Annotated in this window: 21 protein-coding genes and 1 pseudogene; 14 read left to right on the top strand and 8 right to left on the bottom strand. The window is 60.4% G+C overall.

The features are described from left to right. The 3 genes from PG888_RS19860 to PG888_RS19850 all read right to left on the bottom strand — a co-directional run. On the bottom strand, positions 1–770 hold a 770-nt coding region (locus PG888_RS19860; protein ID WP_270694109.1), incomplete at its 3' end, for a DUF969 domain-containing protein. 399 nt (positions 771–1,169) lie between these two features. After that, positions 1,170–1,682, bottom strand: coding sequence for a lipocalin family protein (locus PG888_RS19855; RefSeq protein WP_139710619.1), 513 nt, complete (start codon positions 1,680–1,682; stop codon positions 1,170–1,172). A gap of 17 nt (positions 1,683–1,699) precedes the next feature. After that, positions 1,700–2,602, bottom strand: coding sequence for an AraC family transcriptional regulator (locus PG888_RS19850; RefSeq protein ID WP_042657309.1), 903 nt, complete (start codon positions 2,600–2,602; stop codon positions 1,700–1,702). Between the two features lie 157 nt (positions 2,603–2,759). Here PG888_RS19850 and yqhD point away from each other — a divergent pair, with 157 nt between their 5' ends. The 8 genes from yqhD (at position 2,760) to PG888_RS19810 (ending at position 13,428) form a co-directional block, all read left to right on the top strand. Further along, the gene (gene yqhD, locus PG888_RS19845) at positions 2,760–3,923 is read left to right on the top strand and encodes an alcohol dehydrogenase (protein ID WP_182938685.1); all 1,164 of its coding nucleotides are present in this window, start codon (positions 2,760–2,762) and stop codon (positions 3,921–3,923) included. A 507-nt stretch (positions 3,924–4,430) separates the two neighbouring features. After that, positions 4,431–5,957, top strand: coding sequence for a Re/Si-specific NAD(P)(+) transhydrogenase subunit alpha (gene pntA / locus PG888_RS19840; RefSeq protein ID WP_182938686.1), 1,527 nt, complete (start codon positions 4,431–4,433; stop codon positions 5,955–5,957). An 11-nt stretch (positions 5,958–5,968) separates the two neighbouring features. Continuing rightward, entirely contained in the window at positions 5,969–7,453 is a 1,485-nt protein-coding gene (pntB, locus tag PG888_RS19835) for a Re/Si-specific NAD(P)(+) transhydrogenase subunit beta (protein ID WP_042657306.1), read from the top strand. A gap of 98 nt (positions 7,454–7,551) precedes the next feature. Further along, positions 7,552–8,328, top strand: a complete 777-nt coding sequence (locus tag PG888_RS19830; protein WP_139405661.1) for a substrate-binding periplasmic protein — start codon at positions 7,552–7,554, stop codon at positions 8,326–8,328. A 148-nt stretch (positions 8,329–8,476) separates the two neighbouring features. After that, entirely contained in the window at positions 8,477–9,145 is a 669-nt protein-coding gene (locus PG888_RS19825; protein ID WP_042063783.1) for a helix-turn-helix transcriptional regulator, read from the top strand. Between the two features lie 21 nt (positions 9,146–9,166). Further along, complete coding sequence (locus PG888_RS19820) at positions 9,167–10,468, top strand: L-cysteine desulfidase family protein (protein ID WP_182938687.1); 1,302 nt, start codon at positions 9,167–9,169, stop codon at positions 10,466–10,468. Between the two features lie 133 nt (positions 10,469–10,601). Then, entirely contained in the window at positions 10,602–12,002 is a 1,401-nt protein-coding gene (locus PG888_RS19815; RefSeq protein ID WP_042063787.1) for an L-cystine transporter, read from the top strand. Between the two features lie 97 nt (positions 12,003–12,099). Next, complete coding sequence (locus PG888_RS19810; RefSeq protein WP_182938688.1) at positions 12,100–13,428, top strand: CoA-disulfide reductase; 1,329 nt, start codon at positions 12,100–12,102, stop codon at positions 13,426–13,428. 147 nt (positions 13,429–13,575) lie between these two features. On the opposite strand, the gene PG888_RS19805 is transcribed toward PG888_RS19810, so the two are convergent. Further along, positions 13,576–14,331, bottom strand: a complete 756-nt coding sequence (locus tag PG888_RS19805; protein ID WP_042082907.1) for an outer membrane protein assembly factor BamD — start codon at positions 14,329–14,331, stop codon at positions 13,576–13,578. A 117-nt stretch (positions 14,332–14,448) separates the two neighbouring features. Between PG888_RS19805 and rluD the strand changes: the two genes are divergently transcribed. The 3 genes from rluD (at position 14,449) to clpB (ending at position 19,063) form a co-directional block, all read left to right on the top strand. Continuing rightward, positions 14,449–15,429: a 23S rRNA pseudouridine(1911/1915/1917) synthase RluD gene (gene rluD, locus PG888_RS19800; protein WP_042657303.1), complete on the top strand. Its 981-nt coding sequence runs from the start codon at positions 14,449–14,451 to the stop codon at positions 15,427–15,429. A 110-nt stretch (positions 15,430–15,539) separates the two neighbouring features. Continuing rightward, positions 15,540–16,289 (top strand): peptidoglycan editing factor PgeF, encoded by a 750-nt coding sequence (gene pgeF / locus PG888_RS19795; protein ID WP_182938689.1) that lies wholly within the window; start codon positions 15,540–15,542, stop codon positions 16,287–16,289. Positions 16,290–16,489: 200 nt separating this feature from the next. Then, on the top strand, positions 16,490–19,063 hold the full coding sequence (clpB, locus tag PG888_RS19790) for an ATP-dependent chaperone ClpB (RefSeq protein WP_182938690.1): 2,574 nt from the start codon (positions 16,490–16,492) through the stop codon (positions 19,061–19,063). Between the two features lie 300 nt (positions 19,064–19,363). Here clpB and asnA read toward each other — a convergent pair whose 3' ends face one another. Then, on the bottom strand, positions 19,364–20,356 hold the full coding sequence (asnA, locus tag PG888_RS19785) for an aspartate--ammonia ligase (protein ID WP_127007094.1): 993 nt from the start codon (positions 20,354–20,356) through the stop codon (positions 19,364–19,366). 154 nt (positions 20,357–20,510) lie between these two features. On the opposite strand from asnA, the gene asnC reads away from it, so the two are divergent. After that, complete coding sequence (asnC, locus tag PG888_RS19780; RefSeq protein ID WP_033135290.1) at positions 20,511–20,972, top strand: transcriptional regulator AsnC; 462 nt, start codon at positions 20,511–20,513, stop codon at positions 20,970–20,972. A gap of 60 nt (positions 20,973–21,032) precedes the next feature. Here the strand turns inward: asnC and PG888_RS19775 are convergent, their stop codons facing one another. After that, on the bottom strand, positions 21,033–21,797 hold the full coding sequence (locus PG888_RS19775) for a substrate-binding periplasmic protein (protein WP_182938691.1): 765 nt from the start codon (positions 21,795–21,797) through the stop codon (positions 21,033–21,035). Positions 21,798–21,884: 87 nt separating this feature from the next. Here PG888_RS19775 and PG888_RS19770 point away from each other — a divergent pair, with 87 nt between their 5' ends. Next, a complete protein-coding gene (locus tag PG888_RS19770; RefSeq protein ID WP_182938692.1) occupies positions 21,885–22,421 on the top strand; it encodes a DUF2301 domain-containing membrane protein in 537 nt (178 codons plus the stop codon). Here the strand turns inward: PG888_RS19770 and PG888_RS19765 are convergent. After that, a complete protein-coding gene (locus PG888_RS19765) occupies positions 22,418–22,822 on the bottom strand; it encodes a CBS domain-containing protein (RefSeq protein ID WP_139405641.1) in 405 nt (134 codons plus the stop codon). The two genes, PG888_RS19770 and PG888_RS19765, sit on opposite strands and share 4 nt — an antisense overlap. Positions 22,823–22,983: 161 nt before the next feature. Between PG888_RS19765 and PG888_RS19760 the strand changes: the two genes are divergently transcribed. Continuing rightward, complete coding sequence (locus tag PG888_RS19760; protein ID WP_182938693.1) at positions 22,984–23,688, top strand: SDR family NAD(P)-dependent oxidoreductase; 705 nt, start codon at positions 22,984–22,986, stop codon at positions 23,686–23,688. On the opposite strand, the pseudogene PG888_RS19755 reads toward PG888_RS19760, so the two are convergent. Beyond that, positions 23,614–24,060, bottom strand: a pseudogene (locus tag PG888_RS19755) (2-amino-4-hydroxy-6-hydroxymethyldihydropteridine diphosphokinase); the annotation flags it as partial. The gene PG888_RS19760 and the pseudogene PG888_RS19755 sit on opposite strands and share 75 nt — an antisense overlap. Between the last annotated feature and the right edge of the window lie 78 nt (positions 24,061–24,138).

The following is a 24,138-nucleotide window of genomic DNA, read 5'->3' as shown; positions in this document are numbered from 1 at the left end:
ATATCTGGAAAAGGTATTGGATTCAGGGCTGGCTGAATTGAAGTCAATTTAACAATATGTTCACGCTCTCGCCCTGACTGTTGACCTCCCTTGCTGTTGCCAGATGCATATTTCTTGGCCATCTGACGGTCAAACCACATATTGGAGGCGGCGACCATAAACAGGGTAATGATGGCAATCGGCATGGAGGCCTTGGCAATATCGACGGCGGAGACGTTATATCCCAGCGACTCGAAAGTGCCGACAATCAGCAATACCCCGGCGGAGGCGACGAAGGTATTTTGGGCAAAGAAGTTGCCATAGTTTTCGGTGGCCGAAACCCGCGCCTTGATATATTCCTCGTCCTCTTCGCTTAATTTCCCGTGCACCTTGCTGGCGGCTGCCTGCGTCATCGGGTTGACCAGCGGACGAATAAACTGGGTATGACCCTGTACCCGCACCGAGAAGAGACCGGCCAGCTCGCGGATAAACATATAGAGGGTCATGAACTTGCCCGGGGTGAGCTTTTTGATCCGCTCTATCAGGGTGACGGCCTGCTGTTTCAGACCGTAGCGTTCGCAGATGCCGATCATCGGCAGGGTCAGCAGAAACAGCGTCACCATGCGGTTGGAGACAAAGGCTTCGCCCAGCAGGGAGAGGCAATCGGTCATGGAGAGACCGGAGACCAGGGCAGTGGTGACGGCTGCGACCAGCACGACGGCCAGAGTATCGAGTTTGAAATAAAATCCTAACAAAATAATGAGGATGCCACTCAATTTAATCCATTCCAATTAACCACCTCGTTCAAGTGAATATTTATGTGTAATTTTTGATGATGGAGTTGTTTATCATCTGCAGACAGGGATGGCAACAATTAAGCGTTTGCGAGGAGATGCATGGCTGATGACACCACATTTTTGCTGATTTATCGTTCGTTGGTAAATGGTGAGTCCTGTTATCACGGTGCCCATGTGCATCAATGTTGATTATTCATCATGATTTTCCCGATATATGTCAGCGATACCGGCGTGGCAGTTCAGCTGCCTGATAAATAACCGCCCATTCGATTTGGCAATATATAAGCAACATGCCGTCTATATATTTGGTGGATAAGGTGGCTGGAGACCGGAGGCAGGAAAATATGACTGGCAGGTGAGTGCGGTGGCGAAGGGGTCGCCACCGCTGAAGGTTCAGGGGGTCTGCTTGACCCAAATCAGTTGGTCGGTGGCAAAGCCCAGCCCCTTGGCCTTGGCGATCAGCGCATCCACCTTCTCCTTGGGCGGATTGGGAGAGCGGGAGAGGATCCAGAGGTAGTCGTGGTTGTAGCTGGTCACCAGCGAGAGCTGGTAATCGGGATCGAGGTCGATGACGTTGTAGCCGCCGTAGAAGGGGCCGAAGAAGCTCACCTTGAGCCGCGCCTCGTCCGGCTTGTCGACGAAGTAGGCCTTGCCCTCGGCTTCGCGCCAGCTGCCATCGCTCTGTTTGCCGCGGTTGAGCACCTTGACGCCACCATCATCGCGCAGGCTGTAGGTGGCGCTCACCTGCTCCAGCCCCCGCTCGAAGCTGTGGTCGAGGCGGGCGATTTCGTACCAGGTGCCGAGATAGCGATCGAGCTGGAAGCCGGTAACGGGGCGGATGCCGTCGGCAATCCCGGTACAGGCCGTCAGCAGCAAAGCGGTGAACAGGCAAAGCAGTGAACGCATAGGTAATCCCTCTCTTGTTATCCCTCGATGATGCGCAGCTGGCCATCCCGGAAGCGGGAGGCCTGATCCGTCGGCGTGCTGCCGAAGAAGCGCTTGTACTCCCGGCTGAACTGGGAGTTGCTCTCGTAACCGACTCTGGCCGCCGCGGTGCCCGCCTTGATGCCGTCGTGCAGCATCATCATCCGCGCCTTGTGCAGCCTGAACGACTTGATGTACTGCAGCGGCGAGGTGGCAGTGACCGCCTTGAAGTGGTGGTGAAAGGCGGAGACGCTCATGTTCACCTCCCGCGCCAGCTCCTCCATGGTGAGGTTGTCGGCATAACGGGACTCTATCATACGCAGCACCCGGGCGATCTGGCCCACATGGTTGTGGCGATTGGCGAGCGCCTGCAGCGCCGGACCGCCCCCCTCGGTGAGGGCGTGAAACAGCATCTCGCGCACCGTCTGCGGCCCCAGCACCTTGGCGTGCAGCGGGTTGTCCATCAAATCGATCAGCCGCTCGGCGGCGCAGAACATCGCCTCCGACAGGGGCACCGAGTGGACGCCGCTCTTCTGCGGAGCGGGGGCGGGCAGGGCGTCGCCCAGCTCCAGCAGCAGCTCTTGCAGGGTGACCATGTTGATCTCGATGGTAAAACCGATCAGCGGCTGCTCGGGGGAGGCGAAGCACTCGCACTCGCAGGGCAGCGGCAGGGTCATCAGCAGGTAGTGGTTGGGATCGTAGCGAAACACCTGATCCGCCAGATAGCCCACCTTGTGCCCCTGCAGGATCACGATCATCCGCGGCTGGTAGAGCACCGGGGTACGACCGTGGTACTCGGTGGTGTAGATGAAATTTACCTGCTCCACCGGGGAGGGGGTGATGCCGGGGGCGGTGACGTGGCGGGTCACTCTGGCGGCGAGGTCGCTGTAACGGTTTGGCATGAGCGCTCTTTGATTCGACTGTTCCGGTTTTCGCTGCTTTGTAGAAATAGGCAAGAATCAAGCAGGATGTTGTCTTGATGGTAGGGTGGTTCTGGAGAAAAATGCAATCACGATTTCGCGGCCTGGCCGCCCTGACTATCAGAAGAAGGCAATGTCGATGAACAACTTTACGCTCCATACCCCGACCAAAATCCTGTTCGGCCAAGGGCAGATCGCCCAGTTGCGCGAGCAGCTCCCGAGCGATGCCCGCGTCATGATCACCTATGGCGGTGGCAGCGTGATACGCAGCGGCCTGCTGGAGCAGATCCGCCGCGAACTGGCTGGCATGACCCTGTTTGAATTTGGCGGTATCGAGCCGAACCCGGCCTACGAGACCCTGATGGGCGCCGTGGAGCTGGCCCGTGCCGAGCGTGTCGACTTCCTGCTCGCCGTTGGCGGTGGCTCCGTGCTCGATGGCACCAAGTTTATCGCCGCTGCCGCACATTACGATCTGGCCAAAGAGCCCTGGCACATTCTCGAGACCGTCGGCAGCGAAGTGCGCTCCGCCATCCCGCTCGGTTCCGTGCTGACCCTGCCGGCGACCGGTTCCGAAATGAACATGGGCGCCGTCATCACCCGTCGCAGCAGTGGCGACAAGGTGCACTTCTTCTCGCCGTTGGTGATGCCGCGTTTCGCCGTGCTGGATCCGGTGCTCACCTACACCCTGCCCGAGCGTCAGGTGGCGAACGGGGTGGTGGATGCTTTCGTCCATACCGTGGAGCAGTACCTCACCTATCCGGTCAATGCCAAGGTGCAGGATCGCTTCGCCGAAGGCTTGCTGCTGACCCTGATCGAAGAGGGCCCCAAGGCGCTGGCCGAGCCGCACAACTACGAGGTGCGCGCCAACATCATGTGGAGCGCCACCATGGCGTTGAACGGTCTGATCGGTGCCGGTGTGCCGCAGGATTGGGCCACCCACATGCTGGGTCACGAGCTGACTGCCCTGCACGGCCTCGACCACGCCCAGACGCTGGCGGCGGTACTGCCCGCCCTGTTGCAAGCCAAGCGCAAACAGAAGCATGCCAAGTTGCTGCAATACGCAGAGCGGGTGTGGGGTCTGCGCAGCGGCAGCGAAGCGGAGCGCATCGATGATGCCATCGCCGCGACCCGCGACTTCTTCGAACGGATGGGGGTCAAGACCCGACTGCGCGACTACGGTCTGAAAGATCTCGGTATCGATACCCTGATCGGCAAGCTGGGTGAGCACGGCATGACCCGTCTGGGCGAGCACAGCGATATCGATCTGGTGCAGAGCCAGCATATTTATGAAGCGGCCTGGTAAGGGCCGCCAATCGGCGCCACACGGGCGAAACGATTGAATTGTCGGGGCCCTCTCCCGCCATCTGGCGGCTGAGTGGCCCCGCTTTTGTTGGGAAAATGTTACTTTTTGGCGTTTCGCTGCGAGAAGTGAGACGAAAGCGGATTTCGTAAGAACAAAAAACGCTAAGATAGAGGGCCGGTAAAACATTTTTTTTGACTGGTTGGATCACTTTTTTCAGCCGTTTTTACTGGTATAAGCCTCTAATTTGGTTTGTTTTTTTTAATCGTAGCCAGGGATGGGCTGAATTCTGTACGAGTGCCGTCGGGACTGCGGTTGTAATAAAACTCCAAAATTTGATACTAATCACCTTCGCGCCTGAAAAGCGGGGGCCTGACCATGACAGGAGGTTGAGGTAAAGCCTACTGATTTTCATAACAAAGAGCCCTGGACCTGCACTTTGGTCATGTCTTGTTTCGTCAGAAGTGAGACACTGGGCAGCGATTGTTTATTAACCATCAGGGAATAGTCATGCAGATTGGAATACCGAGAGAGAGTCTCGCCGGTGAGACCCGGGTCGCAGCGACCCCGGCTACCGTCGAGCAGCTGAAAAAGCTCGGCTTCGAGGTCGCCATCGAGTCCGGCGCAGGCCAGTTGGCCAGCTTCGATGATGCCGCCTTCGAGGCTGCCGGTGCCAGCGTGGTGCCGAATGTCTGGCAAGCCGACCTTATCTTCAAGGTCAATGCGCCGACCGATGCCGAGATCGCACAAATTAAAGATGGTGCCACTCTGGTGAGCTTCATTTGGCCTGCCCAGAACCCTGAGCTGGTCAAGAAGCTGTCCGAGCGCAACATCAATGTGATGGCGATGGACATGGTGCCGCGGATCTCCCGTGCCCAGTCCCTCGATGCCCTCTCCTCCATGGCCAACATCGGTGGCTATCGCGCCGTGGTTGAAGCGGCGCACCAGTTCGGTCGTTTCTTCACCGGTCAAATCACCGCAGCCGGTAAAGTGCCGCCTGCCAAGGTGCTGGTGATCGGTGCCGGTGTCGCCGGTCTGGCCGCCATCGGTACGGCCGGTTCCCTCGGCGCCATCGTGCGTGCGTTCGATACCCGTCTGGAAGTGGCCGAGCAGATCGAATCCATGGGTGGGGAATTCCTCAAGCTGGACTTCGGTGGCGAAGATGGCGCCTCCAGCGATGGTTATGCCAAAGTGATGAGCGAAGAGTTCATCAGGGCCGAGATGGAGCTGTTCGCCCAGCAGGCCAAAGAGGTGGACATCATCATCACCACCGCTCTGATCCCGGGCAAGCCGGCTCCCAAGCTGATCACCAAAGAGATGGTCGACAGCATGAAGCCGGGCTCCGTCATCGTGGACATGGCCGCTCAGGCTGGCGGCAACTGCGAATACACAGTGCCGGGTGAACTGCATGTCACCGACAACGGCGTCAAGGTGATCGGTTACACCGATCTGCCGGGTCGTCTGCCTGCCCAATCCTCCCAGCTCTACGGTACCAACCTGGTCAACCTGATGAAGCTGATGTGCAAGGAGAAGGACGGCAACGTTGCCATCAACTTCGAAGACGTGGTTCAGCGCAACATGACGGTGATCCAGGCCGGTGAAGTGACCTTCCCGCCGCCCGCCATCTCCGTCTCTGCCGCCCCGCAGAAACCGGCTGCCGCCAAACCGGCCGCCAAGAAAGAAGCGGCCAAGCCCTCCAACAAGAAGTTCGTGTTCGGTGCCCTCGGCATCGCCGCCTTCGGCTGGATTGCGTCCGTTGCCCCGGCTGCCTTCCTCTCCCACTTCACCGTATTCATCCTGGCCTGTGTGGTCGGTTACTACGTGGTGTGGAATGTTTCGCACGCCCTGCATACGCCGCTGATGTCGGTCACCAATGCCATCTCCGGCATTATCGTGGTCGGTGCCCTGCTGCAGATCGGGCAAGGATCGACCCTGGTCACCGCGCTGGCGTTCGTCGCCGTGCTGATTGCCAGTATCAACATCTTCGGCGGTTTCACCGTCACTCAGCGCATGCTGAAGATGTTCCGTAAGGATTAAGGGGGTTTAACGTGTCTCAAGGACTGGTAACAGCATCCTATATCGTTGCCGCCGTGCTCTTCATCCTCAGTCTCGCGGGACTGTCGAAGCAAGAAACGGCCAAGCATGGCAACCTGTTCGGTATCGCGGGTATGGCTATCGCCCTGCTCGCCACCGTATTCAACCCGGAGACCAGTGGCGTTCACTGGATCATCCTCGCCATGGTGATCGGCGGTGCCATCGGCGTGCGTCTGGCGCTCAAGGTCGAGATGACCGAGATGCCCGAGCTGGTGGCCGTGCTGCACAGCTTCGTCGGTATGGCGGCAGTGCTGGTGGGCTTTAACAGCTTCATCGATCTGCACCCCTCTGCGCCTGCTGAGGTAGTCGTCTCCGTCGGTTCCAACCTGGATGCGACGCTGGCAGCCGCCCGTGCGGCGTTCGAACAGGCGGCCAGCGTCGCCCAGGTCGAGCACCTGACCGGCGCCATGCTGAACATCCACCTGGTCGAGATCTTCCTGGGCGTCTTCATCGGTGCCGTGACCTTCACCGGTTCCGTGGTGGCCTTCGGCAAACTGCGCGGTCTGATCTCCTCCAAGCCGCTGATGCTGCCGCACCGCCACAAGCTGAACCTGCTGGCCGTGGTTGCCTCGCTGGCGCTGATGGTCTACTTCGTCAACGCGGGCGGCTCTACCTTCGCTCTGCTGGTGATGACCCTGATCGCCTTCGCCTTCGGCTGGCATCTGGTTGCCTCCATCGGTGGCGCCGACATGCCGGTGGTGGTCTCCATGCTGAACTCCTACTCCGGTTGGGCGGCAGCGGCGGCGGGCTTCATGCTCTCCAACGACCTGCTGATCGTGGTGGGTGCGCTGGTAGGTTCCTCCGGTGCGATCCTCTCTTACATCATGTGCAAGGCGATGAACCGCTCCTTCATCTCCGTTATCGCCGGTGGCTTCGGCTCCGATGGCGTGGCCTCCACGGCTGATCAAGAGATGGGCGAATACCGCGAAACCAGCGCCGAGGAAGTGGCTGACCTGCTGAAGAACTCCAGCTCCGTCATCATCACCCCGGGCTACGGCATGGCGGTGGCGCAGGCCCAGTATCCGGTGGCTGAAATCACCCAGAAGCTGCGTGATCGCGGCGTCAAGGTGCGCTTTGGTATCCACCCGGTTGCCGGTCGTCTGCCAGGCCACATGAACGTGCTGCTGGCGGAAGCGAAAGTCCCGTATGACATCGTGCTGGAAATGGACGAGATCAACGACGACTTCGCCGATACCGACACCGTGCTGGTGATCGGTGCCAACGACACCGTCAACCCGGCCGCGATGGAAGATCCGGGCAGCCCGATCGCCGGCATGCCGGTACTGGAAGTGTGGAAAGCGCAGAACGTCATCGGCTTCAAGCGCTCCATGAACACTGGCTACGCCGGTGTCCAGAACCCGCTGTTCTTCAAAGAGAATACCCAGATGCTGTTTGGCGATGCCAAGGCCAGTGTCGAGGCGATCCTCAAGGCACTGTAAGTGCCCGTCAGCTATCGCATAACAAGGAGGCTTCGGCCTCCTTTTTTATTACCTCCGGATTGTATACTCTCAAACCATGGCGGTATGGAGATATGCCCATGGATTGGCAGCGAATGTGGCGACGGGGGTGGCAAGGTGGCTGGCTATTGGCCTCGCTGGTGTTGGGCTGCAGTGCGCTGGCAGACGAGCCCCCGACCCTGACCATACTGACCGAGCTGTGGCCTCCCTATGTCATGCGCAGCGACAATGGCGAGCTGGTGGGGGCCGATCTCGAGCTGGCCCGCGCCGTGTTGCTGCAACTGGGCTATCGCACCGAGGTGAGGGTACTGCCCTGGAAGCGGGTATTGCAGCAGGCCCGTCTCAAGCAAGGGGATGCGGTACTCGATGTCTTCTATATCGAGGCTCGCCAGCAGTGGCTCCACTATCCCGAAGAGCCGCTCTCTCACAGCGGCGAGGTGCTCTTCTATCCGGTGGATCGCCCGGTGAAATTTGAGCAACTCTCCGACCTCAAGGGGCTGCGGATCGGTGTTCAGGCCGACTACGCCTACAGCCCTGATTTTCTGGCCGATAAGGGGGTCATCCGGGTTGCCATGACCGGTGATGGCAACATGATCAAGCAGTTGCACCTGATGATGGCTGGCAGGCTGGACGGGGTGGTGCTCAACGAGCGGGTCGGTCGTTATCTGCTGCGCACCCAGGGGCTGCAGGATCAGGTGCTCAATGGTAGCCGCCTGTTGACCGTCGACAACCGCAACTTCCTGGGTTTTACCCACAAGCCTGGCCACGATCAGCTGGCCATCCAGTTCTCCTCCGCGCTCAAAGCATTCAAGCAGACACCCGCCTATCAGCAGCTGCTGGCTCGCTATCACCTCTGAGTCATCGCGCCGTCTGTGCGCGACTTCACAAATTGTCGCACTTTGTTAAAAGGTGGGCATAATGGCGTGCAAAAAGGGGATACCGCTCAACATTAGTTTATCTTGTTGATAGTAGAATCAACTGCGGTTTACTCAAAGTCACTCATATATGTCCACAGCAGCCACCACAGACAACATCAATTTGTTAACGGACGAAGAACGTCATCTGATCGCCAGTTTCGAGCCCGCCGTCGAGGCGCTGGCAGCCCTGTTTGGCAGTGGCTGCGAGGTGGTGCTGCATGCCTTTGACTCGCTGGATGCATCGGTCATCAAGATTGCCAACGGCCATGTGACAGGCCGTCGGGAGGGGGCACCGGTCACCGACTTTGCCCTCAATCGCTTGCAGGGAGTGGCGGGCAGCCAGTGGAGCAGCTACTTCACCCGCACCCGTGACGGGGCACTGATGAAGTCCTCTTCCGTCACCATCAGCAACCGGCAGGGCAAGCCCATCGGCATGCTCTGTGTGAACTTCAGTCTGGATACCTCCCTTGGCAGCCTGCTCGATACCTTTGCGCTGCCTGCTGCACCGGCGCCGCTCAACAACGAGACCTTTGCCAGCTCGGTTGACGATCTGGTGGCTCAGGTGATTGAGAAGGTGGATCAGGATAGTTCGCTTTCCAGCTCGGTGCGCAACAAGGAGATAGTGACCCGGCTCTACGACATGGGGATTTTCGAGATCAAGGAGGCGGCCCAGCTGGTTGCCCGGATGCTCGGCATCTCCCGTCACACCGTCTATTTGCACATCCGCAATCACAAGGCGGATCTGAACAAGCAATAACTGCCTGCGGGCACCCTGAACATGAGAAACACTGCAATGAAAGCACAATGGACCGACTTTATTACCCTGCTCAAGCGTGAAGTGGTGCCGGCCCTGGGCTGCACCGAGCCGATGTCGGTGGCGCTGGCGGCGGCCAACTGCCGCAAGCTGCTGGGGCAGGATCCGACCCGCATCAGCGTCTGGGTCAGTGGCAACCTGTTCAAGAACGGCATGGGGGTCGGGGTGCCGGGTACCGGCATGATCGGCCTGCCGGTGGCGGCTGCGGTCGGCATCACCGGCGGTAACCCGGATGCCGGGCTGGAGGTGCTCAAGACTCTCACCCCGGCCCAGGTCGAGGCGGCCAAGGCGTTGCTGCCCTGCATTGTGGTGGATGTGAAGGATGTGCCGGACGTGCTCTACGCCGAAGTGCTGGCCGAAGTGGAGGGCCACAGCGCCCGGGTGGTGATCTGCACCGACCACACCCGCATCATCCTGATGGAGAAGGATGGCGAGGTGCTGATGGCGCAGAACAGTGCCCCCGGCGTGCAGATCCAGCCCGCCAAATCCGCCAAACCGACCATGACCCTGCGGGAGATCGTCGATTTTGCCTTGCAAGTGCCGCTGGCGGAGATCGACTTTATCCGCGAGGCCGCCACCATGAATCAGGCGCTGGCCGATGAAGGGTTGCAGGGTTACGGCCTCCAGATCGGCAAGATCCTCACCGAGCAGGTGGAGCGCAAGCTGCTCTCGGACGACCTGATGACGTTGGCGATGCGCCTCTCTTCCGCCGCCTCCGATGCGCGGATGGATGGCGCCATGCTGCCCGCCATGTCCAACTCCGGTTCCGGTAATCAGGGCATTGCCGCCACCATGCCGGTGGTCGCCGCCGCCCGCTTCCTCAAGGCGAGTGACGAGCAGTTGACCCGGGCGCTGGTGATGAGCCATCTGGTGGCCATCTACATCAAGACCTATCAGAACAAGCTGTCGGCGCTGTGCGCCGCCAGTACCGCGGCCATGGGATCCGGTGCCGCCATCACCTGGCTGCTGGGTGGCCAGTACCAGCAGATCAGCCACTGCATCAACAACATGATTGGCGATGTCTCCGGCATTATCTGTGACGGCGCGGGCAGCGCCTGCTCCATGAAGGTCTCCACCTCCACCTCGGCGGCGGTGAAGTCTTCCCTGATGGCCATCAACAACCTGCATGTCCCCCAGAGCGAGGGGATCGTCTCCGATGACGTGGACGAGACCATTGCCAATCTGGGCCGCCTCTCCAAAGAGGGGATGCTGGATACCGACATCGAAATCATCAACATCATGCGAGCGAAACAGCAGAAGCAGTGAATGTGTGACAAGGGGGCGATAGACCCCCTTGTTCTTGTCACGACGGCGCAGACCGTCTGACACGGTTGCCAGGGCAAGCATGGCGCTTGCTCTTGTTTCTCGGGCGCAAGCCCGCTTTTTGGGGAGTCATACCATGACATTTAGCGTTATCGGCAATCTGGCCATCGCCGCCATCTTGCTGTTCTTTCTCTACCGGTTACAGGAAAAACATGTGAGCTTCACCCGCCGGGTCTTTGCCGGTCTGGGGCTCGGTATTCTGTTCGGCGCCGCCCTGCAACTGCTTTATGGCGCCGGTTCGCCGGTCATTGTCCAGACCATCGACTATCTGGATATCGTGGGCGGCGGCTATGTGAAGCTGCTGCAGATGATCATCATCCCGCTGATCATGGTCTCCATCATCGGTGCCATCCTCAAGCTCAATGGCGGCACTGCGCTGGGCAAGATCAGCGCCATGACCATCGGCGTGCTGATCTTCACCACCGCCATCGCCGCCGGGGCGGGCATCCTGATGTCCAACCTGTTTGGCCTGACCGCCGAAGGGCTCACCTCCGGGGCCGCCGAGAGCGCCCGTGGTGCCGCGCTGCAGACTACCCTCGGCAGCGTCGAGAGCATGTCCTTTGCCAAGATGATGCTGGAGTTCATTCCCGCCAACCCCTTCCTCGACATGACAGGGGCACGAAAGACCTCCACCATCGCCGTGGTGATCTTCTCCATCTTCATCGGCCTTTCTGCCACCGGCATCGCCCGCAAGAAGCCGGAGATCTTCGCCAGCTTCAGCCACTTCGTGGCCGTGGCCCACGCCATCGTGATGCGCATGGTGACCCTGGTGCTGCGCCTGACCCCGTTCGGTGTGCTGGCGCTGATGACCAAGGTGGTCTCCGGTTCCAACTACGCTGACATCATCAACCTGCTCAGCTTCGTGATGGCCTCTTACGGCGCTATCGCGCTGATGTTCGCGGTACACCTGCTGCTGGTGAGCATGGTCGGCATCAACCCGGCCCGCTTCCTCAAGAAGATCACCCCGGTGCTGGCGTTTGCCTTCACCTCGCGCACCAGCGCGGGCTCGATCCCGATGAACGTGCAGACCCAGACCAAGTCACTGGGTATTCCTGAGGGGATCGCCAACTTCGCCGCCTCCTTCGGTTCCACCATCGGCCAGAATGGCTGCGCCGGTATCTATCCGGCCATGCTGGCGGTGATGATTGCCCCGACCGTCGGGGTCAACCCGATGGATCCCGGCTTCATCATGACCCTGATCGCCATCATCACCGTCAGCTCCTTCGGGGTAGCCGGGATTGGCGGCGGCGCCACCTTTGCCGCGCTGATCGTGCTCTCCGCACTGGACTTCCCGGTGGCGCTGGCCGGTCTGCTCATCTCCATCGAGCCGCTGATCGACATGGGCCGTACCGCCCTGAACGTCTCCGGATCCATCACTGCAGGGACTGTCACCAGCCGCCTGATGGGCGAGACCGACATGCATGTGTTCAACAGCGATCACGAAGTGAGTCTGGACGGCGAAGAGTCCACCGTCTGATTTGCGTCGGTTGATCTGGGCGTGGAAAGGGGTGACCCTTTCCCGTCATAGACCGCAGGGAGGGCATGCCCTCCCTGCGCCATTGAGAGGAAAAACAATGAGAATTCTGATCATCGGTGGCGAAGCCGCCGGTATGAGTGCGGCCGCCAAGGCACGTCGTCTGGCCAAAGAGGCCGAGATCGTCGTTTATGAGGCCTCCGAGGTGATCTCCTTCGGTGCCTGTGGCCTGCCTTACTTCGTCGGTGACGAGTTTCAGGAGCCCGGCTACATGGCTGAGTTCACCCCCGAGCAGTTCGCCGCCAAGGGGATCGAGGTCAAGATTGGTCATCGGGTGCTGAGCGTTGACGCCACTGCCCAGACCCTGCAGGTGGAACATAACGGCGACACCTTCACCGATCGTTACGATCGGCTGATGATCGCCACCGGTGCCCGCGAAGTGATGCCCCCCATCCCCGGTTTGCAGCAGCAAGGGGTATTCGGTCTGCGCCGGATGGCCGATGGACTGGCGCTCAAAGCGGCGGTGCAAGACAAGAACAATCGTCGCGCCGTGGTGATCGGCTCCGGCTTTATCGGGTTGGAGGTGGTCGAGGCACTGGTCCATCAGGGCAAAGAGGTGCGTCTCATCGAGCTGGCGGATCGAGTCATCCCCGACGCGTTTGATGGCGAGATCACCCAGCACATCGAAACCGAACTGCGCGAGCAAGGGGTCTCTCTCCATCTGGGTGAGCGAGTTGAAGCACTGCTGGGGGATGGCCGGGTGACTGGCGTGCGAACCAGCCAGGGCGAGTACGAGGCCGATATCGTGGTGGTCTGCACCGGGGTCAAGCCCAACACCGAGTTTCTGGCCGATACCGGCATCGAGCGGCTCGGCAATGGCGCCATCAAGGTGGATCGGCAGGGACGCAGCTCGCTCGCCAACGTCTGGTCGGCCGGTGACTGTGCCAGCGTCTGGCACAGCGTGAAGCAGCAGCAGGTCTATGTGCCGCTCGCCACCATCGCCAACAAGCTGGGGCGCATGGTGGGTGAGAACCTGGCCGGGGCCGAGCAGACGTTCCCGGGTACCCTCGGCTCCGCGGCACTCAAGGTGCTGGGACTGGAGGCGGGCCGTACCGGCCTTTCCGAGCAGGAAGCCAAAGCGATGGGCATCGATTACCGCACCGTGGTGATCAAGGACAAGTGCCACACCAACTACTGCCAGGGACAGTCCGACATCCACGTCAAACTGGTCTATGAGGCGGGCAGCAAGCGGCTGCTGGGCGGCCAGATCCTCGGTCGCAAGGGGGCGGTACACCGTATCGACGCGCTGGCGGTGGCCATCACCATGGGGGTGACCACCGAGCAGCTCGGCATGCTGGACTTTGCCTACGCGCCTCCCTTCTCCCGCACCTGGGATGCCCTGAACGTGGCGGGCAACGTCGCGAAGTAAGTGCTGTGATGACGGCGCAGGGAAGGCGCCGTCATCGCAGCCCCAGTTCTGCAGTGCAATCTACAGATAACATCTGTGGCTAAATTGCAGCGATAAAAAAACCGATGCCAAGGCATCGGTTTTTTGTTACCGGTTGATCCGTATCACTCAGCCACGGCCGAGGCGGTTCTCCGGGAAGTTCTTGGCCAGCACTTCGCGGGCATGCTTGGCCAGCTGCGGCATCTTCAGCGTGTCGTAAGACTCGACCATGATCTCCAGCGCTTTCTCGGTTTCGGCTGTGTCGGGGTAGGTTTCGACAAGCAGCTTGGCCCGGTTGGCGGCAGCGACCAGTGCATCACGCTTCACGTAATACTCGGCCACGCTCAGGTCATATCTGGCCAGACGATTCTTCAGGCCAATCATGCGGGCGCGGGCATCGGCGGCATAGACGCTGTTGGGGTAGTTCTGCAGCAGGGTCTTGAAGTCCTGGAATGCCTGACGGGCATATGCCGGGTCTTTGTCGTCCCGATCGATACCGAACAGGCTCTGGAAGAAGTTATAATCCGCCGCCATGTTGGTCAGGCCGCGCATATAGAAGACGTAATCGATATTTTTATGCGCCGGATTGAGGCGGATAAAACGGTCGATATTGGCGATCGCCTGAGCGGTATCATCCTGCTTGTAGTAGGCATAGATGAGGTCAAGCTGCACCTGGTTGGAGTAGGCGCCGAACGGGTAGCGAGAGTCCAAAGCCTCCAGCAATTCAGTGGCTTGCACGTAATTGCCAACGTCCAGTTTGAGGCGTGCTTTCTGGTACAGGGTCTCCGGCGGTTCGTCGGGTACCTTGGGTTTGGTGCTGGAACAGCCTGTGATCAAGGTAGCGACCAAGGCGAGCGACATCAGCAGGTGAGACTTCTTTCCCATCAACAACATCCGGTCCATTTCCACGAAATTGGCAAAGTATCCGTTATGCTTGGCTAAAAGAAAAGCTAGAATACCCGGATTATTTCGAATTGATACCCCCCGCTCAAGAGACCATACATGAGCCAGCATATTGAACTGACAGGCGAATTCCAGGATCACCAATTCGGGCAGCGACTCGACCAGGCCCTGGCCGAATTGTTTCCAGACTACTCCCGCACCCGCATCAAGGAGTGGATTTTACAGGACAGAGTGACCCTGGACGGTCAGGTTGCCAACACCCCGCGCGAGAAAATTCTGGCCGGGCAACAGGTGCATGTGAATGTCGAGCTGGAAGCCGATACCCGCTGGGATGCCCAGGAGATCGAGCTCAACATCGTTTATGAAGATGAACACATTCTGGTGATCGACAAACCGGCCGGACTGGTGGTTCACCCGGGCGCAGGCACGCCCGATGGCACTATCCTCAACGCCCTGCTGCACCGCTACCCCGGCATTGCCGAGGTGCCCCGTGCCGGTATCGTGCACCGTCTGGATAAAGACACCACAGGTCTGATGGTGGTTGCCAAGACAGTACCTGCCCAGACCCATCTGGTGGAAGCGCTGCAGGCACGCCAGATCACCCGTGAATACGAAGCGATCGCCATCGGTCACATGACCGCAGGTGGCACTGTTGATGCGCCCATCGGCCGTCACCCGACCCAGCGTACCCATATGGCCGTGGTGCCCAATGGTCGTCCTTCCGTGACCCACTACCGGGTTCACGAGAAGTTCCGTGGCCACACCCGTCTGCGTCTGCGTTTGGAGACCGGTCGTACCCACCAGATCCGTGTCCACATGGCGCACATCAAGCACCCGCTGGTAGGTGATCCCGCCTACGGTGGTCGCCTGCGCCTGCTGCGCAACGCAACGCCGGAGCTGACCCAGATGCTGCGCAGCTTCAATCGTCAGGCGCTGCATGCGACCATGCTGCAACTGGCGCACCCCATCACGGGTGAAGTGATGCAGTGGCACTCCGAGACACCACAGGACATGGTGGATCTGATGGAAGTGCTGCGTGCTGATACTATCGCCAATCCGGACGATCTGGTCTGGAACTGATGCAATAGGGCCTGCGTCGGTTTCTGCCGCCATCCGGCCCGAAGAGATGCCAAACGGGGTTCCCTTGCAGGAGCCCCGTTTTTTATAGCGGTGAATTGAAGGAGTCACAGATGAAATGGATCGAACCCGATTGGCCTGCACCTGCCAACGTCAGAGCCTTGTCTACCACCCGGGATGGTGGCGTCAGTGAAGGGGTCTTTGCCGGCCTCAATCTGGGGGCTCACGTGGGGGATGAACCGGCGCGAGTCGAGGCTAATCGCGCCCGCTTGCAGCAGGCGGCCGCCATCCCCGGCCCCCTCAACTGGCTCAATCAGGTGCACGGCACCGTCGTCCATCCGGTCAGCAGCCATTATCAGCAGGCGCCGGATGCCGACGCGGCCTGCGCCCACGAGGCAGATCAGGCCTGCATTGTGATGACTGCCGACTGTCTGCCGGTACTGTTCTGCGATCGGGCAGGCACAGTGGTGGCCGCCGCCCACGCTGGCTGGCGTGGATTATTGGGGAATGAGCAGGGGGGCGTGCTGGAGGCGAGCATCGCCGCCATGGGTTGCGAGCCGGGCGAGATCCTTGCCTGGCTTGGCCCGGCCATCGGCCCTACCGCGTTTGAAGTGGGTGACGAGGTGCGCGAGGCCTTTATGGCGGAGCAGGCCGAAGCAGACGCGGCGTTCGTGCCTTCCGCCAACGAGGGGAAATGGTTGGCAGATATCTACCGGCTGGCGCGGCTGCGGCTGGCCCGTGCCGGGGTGAATGCTGTCTATGGTGGTGAGCACTGCACCTTCAGCGATAGCGAACAGTTTTACTCCTATCGCCGCGATGGTCAGACCGGCCGGATGGCCTCCCTCATCTGGTTGGCCCGCTAAGCAATCACCCGCCAAGTAATACCCCGTCTCTCTCAAGAGCAAATCCGTATGAGAGAGGCGGGGATCCTGCCTCCTCCCCGCTTTGCAGAAAAAATAACCAGTCCATGCCCTTGAAATAGCCCGTACGGGCCTCATCTTTCATCTCAGAAAGTTATGTTGTTTGCCGCGCAAGCGGCGTCCGTCTTGAAAGGGGGAGTGCAATGCGCCTCGATCGCCTGACCAGCAAATTCCAGATTGCTATTTCCGATGCCCAGTCTTTGGCTCTGGGTCGTGACCACCAATTTATCGAACCCGTCCACTTGATGACCGCGCTGGTCAATCAGGATGGCGGCTCTATTCGTCCACTGCTCACCCTGACCGGGATGGATATCAATTCTCTGCGCTCCCGCCTCGGCGAGGAGCTCGATCGCCTGCCCAAGGTGAGCGGGGTGGAGGGGGATGTTCAGCTCTCCAACGGCCTCGGTCGCCTGCTCAACGTCTGCGACAAACTGGCCCAGCAGCGCAAGGATCAGTTCATTTCGTCCGAGCTGTTCGTGCTGGCGGCTCTCGACGAGAAGGGCAACCTGGGCGAGCTGCTGCGTGCCCAGGGGTTGACCAAAGAGAAACTGGAAGCGGCCATCGACAAGGTGCGTGGCGGCAAGAAGGTGGAGGATGCCAACGCCGAGGAGAACCGTCAGGCGCTGGAGAAGTACACCATCGACCTGACCGAGCGGGCCGAAATTGGCAAGCTCGACCCAGTGATCGGCCGTGATGACGAGATCCGCCGTACCATTCAGGTGCTGCAACGCCGCACCAAGAACAACCCGGTGCTGATCGGTGCCCCCGGTGTCGGTAAAACCGCCATCGTCGAGGGGCTGGCGCAGCGCATCATCAACGGTGAAGTGCCGGAAGGGCTGAAGAACAAGCGGGTGCTCTCCCTCGATATGGGGGCGCTGGTGGCCGGTGCCAAGTATCGCGGCGAGTTTGAAGAACGGCTCAAAGCCGTACTGAGCGATCTCGCCAAGGAGGAGGGCAACGTCATCCTCTTTATCGACGAGCTGCACACCATGGTCGGCGCCGGCAAGGGCGAAGGGGCCATGGATGCGGGCAATATGCTGAAACCGGCATTGGCCCGTGGCGACCTGCACTGCGTCGGTGCCACCACCCTGGATGAGTACCGTCAGTACATCGAGAAGGATGCGGCCCTCGAGCGTCGTTTCCAGAAGGTGCTGGTAGAAGAGCCGAGCGTGGAGGACACCATCGCCATCCTGCGCGGCCTGAAAGAGCGTTACGAGCTGCACCACCATGTGCAGATCACCGACCCGGCCATCGTGGCGGCAGCCCAGTTGTCCCACCGCTATATTGCGGATCGCCAGCTGCCGGACAAGGCCATCGACCTCATCGATGAGGCGGCGGCCAGCATCCGGTTGCAGATTGACTCCAAGCCGGAGGCGCTCGATCGCCTCGAGCGGCGCATCATCCAGCTCAAGCTGGAGCAGCAGGCGTTGATGAAGGAGGACGATGACGCCAGCCGCAAACGTCTGGAGCTGATCAATCAGGAGATTGGCGAAAAAGATCGGGAATACAACGAGCTGGATGAAGTGTGGAAGGCCGAGAAGGCCGCCCTCGCCGGTACCCAGCATATCAAGGCGGCGCTGGAGCAGGCCCGTCAGGATCTCGATGTGGCACGCCGCGCAGGCGACTTGGGTCGGATGTCCGAGCTGCAATATGGCCGCATCCCCGAGCTGGAGAAACAGCTGGATCTCGCCACCCAGGCCGAGATGCAGGAGACCAGCCTGCTGCGTAACCGGGTCACCGACGTGGAGATAGCAGACGTGCTGGCGCGCTGGACCGGCATTCCGGTGGCCCGCATGCTGGAAGGGGAGCGTGACAAGCTGCTGCGGATGGAAGAGCAGTTGCACAGCCGGGTGATCGGCCAGGAGGAGGCGGTTGAAGCGGTCTCCAACGCCATTCGCCGCTCCCGTGCCGGTCTCTCCGATCCGAACCGCCCCATCGGCTCCTTCCTGTTCCTGGGGCCCACCGGGGTGGGCAAGACCGAGTTGTGCAAGGCGCTGGCGGAGTTCCTGTTCGATACTCAGGATGCCATGGTGCGGATCGACATGTCCGAGTTCATGGAGAAACACAGCGTGGCCCGTCTGGTGGGGGCGCCTCCCGGATATGTGGGTTACGAAGAGGGCGGTTATCTGACCGAGGCGGTACGCCGTCGCCCCTACTCGGTGATCCTGCTGGACGAAGTGGAGAAGGCGCACCCGGATGTGTTCAACATCCTGTTGCAGGTGCTCGATGATGGCCGCCTGACCGATGGTCAGGGCCGCACCGTCGATTTCCGCAACTCGGTGGTGATCATGACCTCCAACCTCGGGTCGGATCTCATTCAGGAGCACCACTCCGAGAAGGATTACGACGAGATGAAGGCCATGCTGATGGAGGTGCTGACCCGCAGCTTCCGGCCGGAGTTTATCAACCGGATCGACGAGACAGTAGTGTTCCACCCGCTCGGCGAGGATCACATCAAGTCCATCGCCCGCATCCAGCTCAAGAGCCTGATGGGCCGACTGGAGGCTCAGGGTTACGAGGTGGAGGTGAGCGAAGCGCTGCTCGAGAAGCTGGTGCATGCCGGGTTCGACCCCGTCTACGGGGCGCGGCCCCTCAAACGAGCGATCCAGCACAAGGTGGAAAACCCGCTGGCGCAGGCACTGCTCTCCGGTCGCATCGTGCCGGGCAAAAAACTGCTGCTGGGGGCCGACAGCAACGGCCTGACCATGACCCAGTAACCGATCTCGTGTCGATGTTTGCAACGCCAGCCTTCGGGCTGGCGTTGTCATATCTGGCGGCGGTAATTTAGAGGCAAAAAAAACGGCAATCCGAAGATTGCCGGGAGGAATGTAGTGACGCGACCTGGCGTGGGTTGAGCGGGTCGCAGGGGCAAGCCCCGGTTTCGCCGCGGGCCATCAGGGATGGCCACACTGCTTACAGCATGTCCGGACTGCGCTCGTTCAGTCCGCACCGCCACACACCTTCAGGGCTGACCCGCTCGCGATGGCGTGCAGGCCAGACCGATGAAATCAACTCGTTTACAGCATGCCCGGGATGGCGGCCTTCATTTCAGAGGGCCAGACGCCGACTTGAACCTGACCAATATGCTCTTTTTGTAGCAACAGCATGGCCAGACGGGATTGGCCGATGCCACCGCCGATGGTCTGCGGCATCCGTGCGGCCAGCAGATCCTGATGCCAGTCGTACTGCAGGCGATCCTCATCGCCAGTGATGGCGAGCTGACGACGCAGCGCCTCGGCATCGACCCGGATCCCCATGGAGGAGATCTCGAAGCTGTCTTGCAGTACCGGGTTCCACACCAGAATGTCCCCGTTCAGACCCGCCAGACCCAGCTCGCTGTGGCTGCTCCAGTCGTCATAGTCCGGGGCGCGCACATCGTGGCGTTCACCGTGGGAGAGGGCACCACCGATACCGATCAGGAACACGGCCCCCAGCTCTTTGGCGATGGCACGCTCGCGCCCCTTGGCATCGAGGTCCGGATAGCGGGTCAGCAGCTCTTCGCTGTGCAGGAACTGGATCTCGGCTGGCAGGAAGGGGGTCAGCTCATGCTCGGCACAGACCGCGCGCTCGGTGGCCTTGATGGCAGCCCAGATGCCGCGCACGGTCTCCTGTAGATAGGCCAGATCGCGGCGCTCGCTCGGCATGACCTTCTCCCAGTCCCACTGATCCACGTAGACCGAGTGGATGGGGGTGAGCTTGTCTTCATCCGGACGCAGCGCCTTCATGTGGGTGTAGATCCCTTCACCCGGGCCGAAGCCGAAGCGACCCAGAGTCTGGCGCTTCCATTTGGCCAGTGAATGCACCACTTCGTAGCTGTGCTCCGGCAGGGTTTTCACTTTGACCTGCACTGCATTCTCGTGGCCAGAGAGGTTGTCCTGAGTGCCATCACCGACCCGGCTCAGAATGGGGGCTTGCACCTCCATCAGACCCAGTTGCTGGGCGAGTTGGCGGGAGAACATCTCTTTGACGAAGCTGATCTGCTGTTGGCTGCGAATGTAGTGCTGTTTCATGCTGAATTCCTGTTTCAAACCCCGTTGGATGTGGTGATTCTTCAACAGATTGGTGACTAAATTCAATATTCGATAATAGAAATAGGCTTTACGTGTTTTTTTCTTCAAAATAAGCCGTTGTTTAATGAGATATCGCCAACGGGAGTGCAAAAAAATGCCGGAAAATTACCGGATCGATAATCTCGATCAGGCCATCCTCACCGCCCTGATGGAGAATGCGCGGATCCCTTACGCCGAACTGGCGAAACAACTGGCTGTCAGCCCGGGCACCATTCATGTGCGGGTGGAGAAGATGAAGCAGGCGGGGATCATCGAGGGGACGCGGGTGCAGGTGAACGCGAAGAAGCTGGGCTATGACGTCTGCTGCTTTATCGGGATCAATCTGAAGAGTGCCAAGGATTACCCCTCGGCGCTGGCCAAGCTGCAGGCGCTGGACGAGGTGGTGGAGGCTTACTACACCACGGGTCACTACAGCATCTTCATGAAGGTGATGACCCGCTCCATCGACGAGCTGCAGATCGTGTTGATCAACAAGATCCAGACCATCGACGAGATCCAGTCCACTGAAACGCTGATTTCACTGCAAAACCCGATCTTGCGGGATGTGAAGCCCTGAGTCGGGTTGCAGGAGCGGGGTATTGAGATCCATCTCCCAAGCGACACCCCGACCCGTTGATCAGGGTTCGATATAGGGGATGCCGTACTTGTCGTAGAGGGCCTTGAGGCTGCCGTTGCGCTTCATGCGCAGCAGTTCGGCATCGTAGGCGGCCATCTGGGCGGGCGTATTCTCGTCGGCCCTGGCGCGGGTCCAGGTGTTGAAGTAGGGGCTGCTCTTGAGCGGCTTGGGCAGGTAATCGACCTTGCCCGTCAGCCCCTCCTCCTTGATCTGGGTGAAGGCAGTGACCAGCGGCATCGGCACGGTATCGATCCGCCCGGCCAGCAGTTTGCGCAGTTGCAGCTGGTTCATGGTGATCTCCTGAAACTGATAGGCCGGGTCGGCGAGGGCGGCGGTCAGCTCCGGGGTATAGGAGAAATCCTTGGTGATGCCGATGCGCCAGGGTTTGAGGTCCGCTAGCGTGTCGTAGCGGATCTTCAGCAGGTCGGTCTTGCGCACGAAGAAGTGCCAGCTGTGGCGAATATGGGCCTGCTGCGGGTAGATGAGATAACTCTCCCGCTCTGCCTTGTAGGAGTGGGTCATCACCAGGTCGCAGGCGCCGGTTTCGGCATTGCGGGTGAGGCGGGCCCCCGAATCGGCCAGCTCGATCCGAAAGGGCGTTGCCAGCTTGTCGAAGATGGCGGTGACGATATCGATATCGAGTCCGCGGGGTTTCTGCTCGGCATCGAGAAACTTGAGCGGGGGCTCCATGGTGCCGCAGATCACCAGCTCCTTGGCCGGCAATCCGAGTGGAAACAGCAACAAAAGCAGGGGGATCACACGCAAACTACGTCTCCTGAACCCGTTTGAAGATATTCCAGAACCTGATTCCAGTATATTGGGTAACACCTGATCCGTTAGAAGCGACTGTTTATGGCAAACCCTGAAATCGAGAGCCCGCTGGACGGGATCGACAAGTTGACCGTTTCGCTCTACCGCCTTGGCTTGAGTGCGGCAGCCCTGCTGCTGCTTTGCCGCGGTGCGGCGCTGCTGAGCGGGATAGCTCTGCTCCCGTCGGCACAATGGTTGATGTCGCTGGCAGTGGCAAGCGCAATCTGCGGCTTCTCGCTGCATATCTACGACAAGCGGATTCGCCTGATTCTGCAGGGATTTGGTTGGGGCGCGTTGGCCCTGGCGGCGGTGGGGGCACCGGATGCGCTGGTGCTGGGCGCGGCGTTGGCGACGCTCTCCGGGCTGGCGTTCAAGGAGCAGTTTTGCTTCGCCATTCCCGGCATCAAGCTGGTGCCCGTGCTGCTGCCGGCGCTATGGCTGTTGGAGTTGTTGCGGGTGGAGTGGGCCGCCGCACTGGTGGCGCTGGTCTGCGGGGCCCTGTTGAGCTTGCTGGCGCTGGCCAAGTGGCGAATGCCCCTGCACTTCGATATCGGTGACAAGGGGCGTTACCAGATCTAGGTCTGCTGACACACCTTCATCTGCTGGTTGAGGGCCTGCATCACCTGACGGCGGCTGATGATGCCGATCACCTTGCCCTGTTGCAGCACCGGGTAGATCTTGGGCTTGGCCTCGGCCATCTGGCGAGCCAGCTCCAGAATGCTGTCATCCGGCCCGACCGAGAGGGGCGTGCGGTTCATCAGATCCTCCACCCGGGTGCGGGTATCGCAGTGGTAGCTGCCGGTGAGCAGGCTGGGGATGCAGTCTTGTTCGGAGAGAAAGCCGATCAGCCGTTTCTGCTCATCCAGCACCGGCAGGCCGCCAAGGCCCGATTGATGCAGGCGATCCAGCGCCTCGGCCAGGCCGAGTCCGGCGGTGAGGGAGTGGGTCAGGCGACCCATGTGGTGGTGCACTTTCAGCATGGTGATGACTCCGCAAGAGGGGATGTCGCCACTATGGGGCGGCCGGGTGGCCCGCGACCAATGGCTTGTGCCGCAGGGATTGATAGGCACCGGCCATCGGCGGTGATCCGCTGGCAGGCGGGCTTCGTTCATGCAAGACCATGAAAGGGAAAGGAGATCGTATGCGTGCATTGGTAACGGGCTGCGGCCGTCGACTCGGGTTTTATCTCTGTGAACAGCTGGTGGCGGCGGGCTGGCAGGTGACGGGCAGCTATCGCAGCGAGCGGCCGGAGCTGGCCACGCTGGCGGCGCTGGGGGTCGAGCTGGTGCAGGCGGATTTTGGCCGGGAAGAGGACGTGGGCAAGCTGATCGATGTGCTGGCGGCCCATCAGGATCTGGCGCTGGTGATCCACAACGCCTCGGCCTTCGAGCCGCAGGTGGCCGATCCGGCAGCGCAGCTGGCCCAGTTCGAGCAGTTCTACCGGGTGCACATGGCGGCCCCTTTCCAGCTCAATCGGGCGCTGTCCCCACAGCTAGCCAGCAATCCCAACGCCAGCATCATTCACATCACCGATATCTATATCCATGCCCCGTCCCCCCGTTTTGCCAGCTATGTAGCCACCAAGGCGGGCGCCCATTCGCTGGCCATGAGCTTTGCCCGCGAGCTGGCGCCCACTGTGCGGGTCAACACCATAGAGCCGGGGCCGATCCTGTTTCTCGATGAACATGACGAGAGCTGGCGCCAGCTGGTGTTGGCGAAAACACCGCTGGCGCGGGAGGGAGGGCTTGAGCCCATCTGGCAGGCGGTGCAGCTACTGGTGGGGAACAGTTATATGACGGGAGCCAGCATCAAGGTGGATGGCGGGCGCGCGCTGGCTACCCTCTGAGGGGTTGCCGAGCACCAGCGGCCCCAGCCCGACCTGCCGGGTCAGCAAGCCCTTGCCGGGCTTGTCCGATGGGCCGTGAAGCGCCACCTGCAGCGCCACCTTGGGGTCATGCACCTCGCCATGGCCGTACAGCTCGGCCAGCAGTTCCGCCAGATAGGAATCGACCTCTGCCGTGGCGAAGTCGCCGTGCGTGTTGCTGGCCAGAATATCGATGTCGAGCGGGCGATCGTGCACCTTGCAGAGCGGATCGCTGCGATCCCGGCCGTGAGCCACTTCGAGGGCGACAAAGCGCTGCTTGAGGCGGACGGCATCGAGCGGACTCTCCACCACCAGCAGGCAGTTGAGAAAGTCGTGGCTGGAGTGCATTCCCACCCAGGGCGGGATCGCACTTTGTTAATGAAATTTGAACAGGCAGATCGTCTGTGATCTAATCGCGTCTCCATGCAGGAG

It is taken from the genome of Aeromonas sp. QDB23, assembly GCF_027707745.1.
Classification (GTDB): Bacteria; Pseudomonadota; Gammaproteobacteria; order Enterobacterales; family Aeromonadaceae; genus Aeromonas; species Aeromonas allosaccharophila.
Note: the sequence above shows the minus strand (reverse complement) of the source record. Positions and strands in the feature narration are given on the sequence as shown.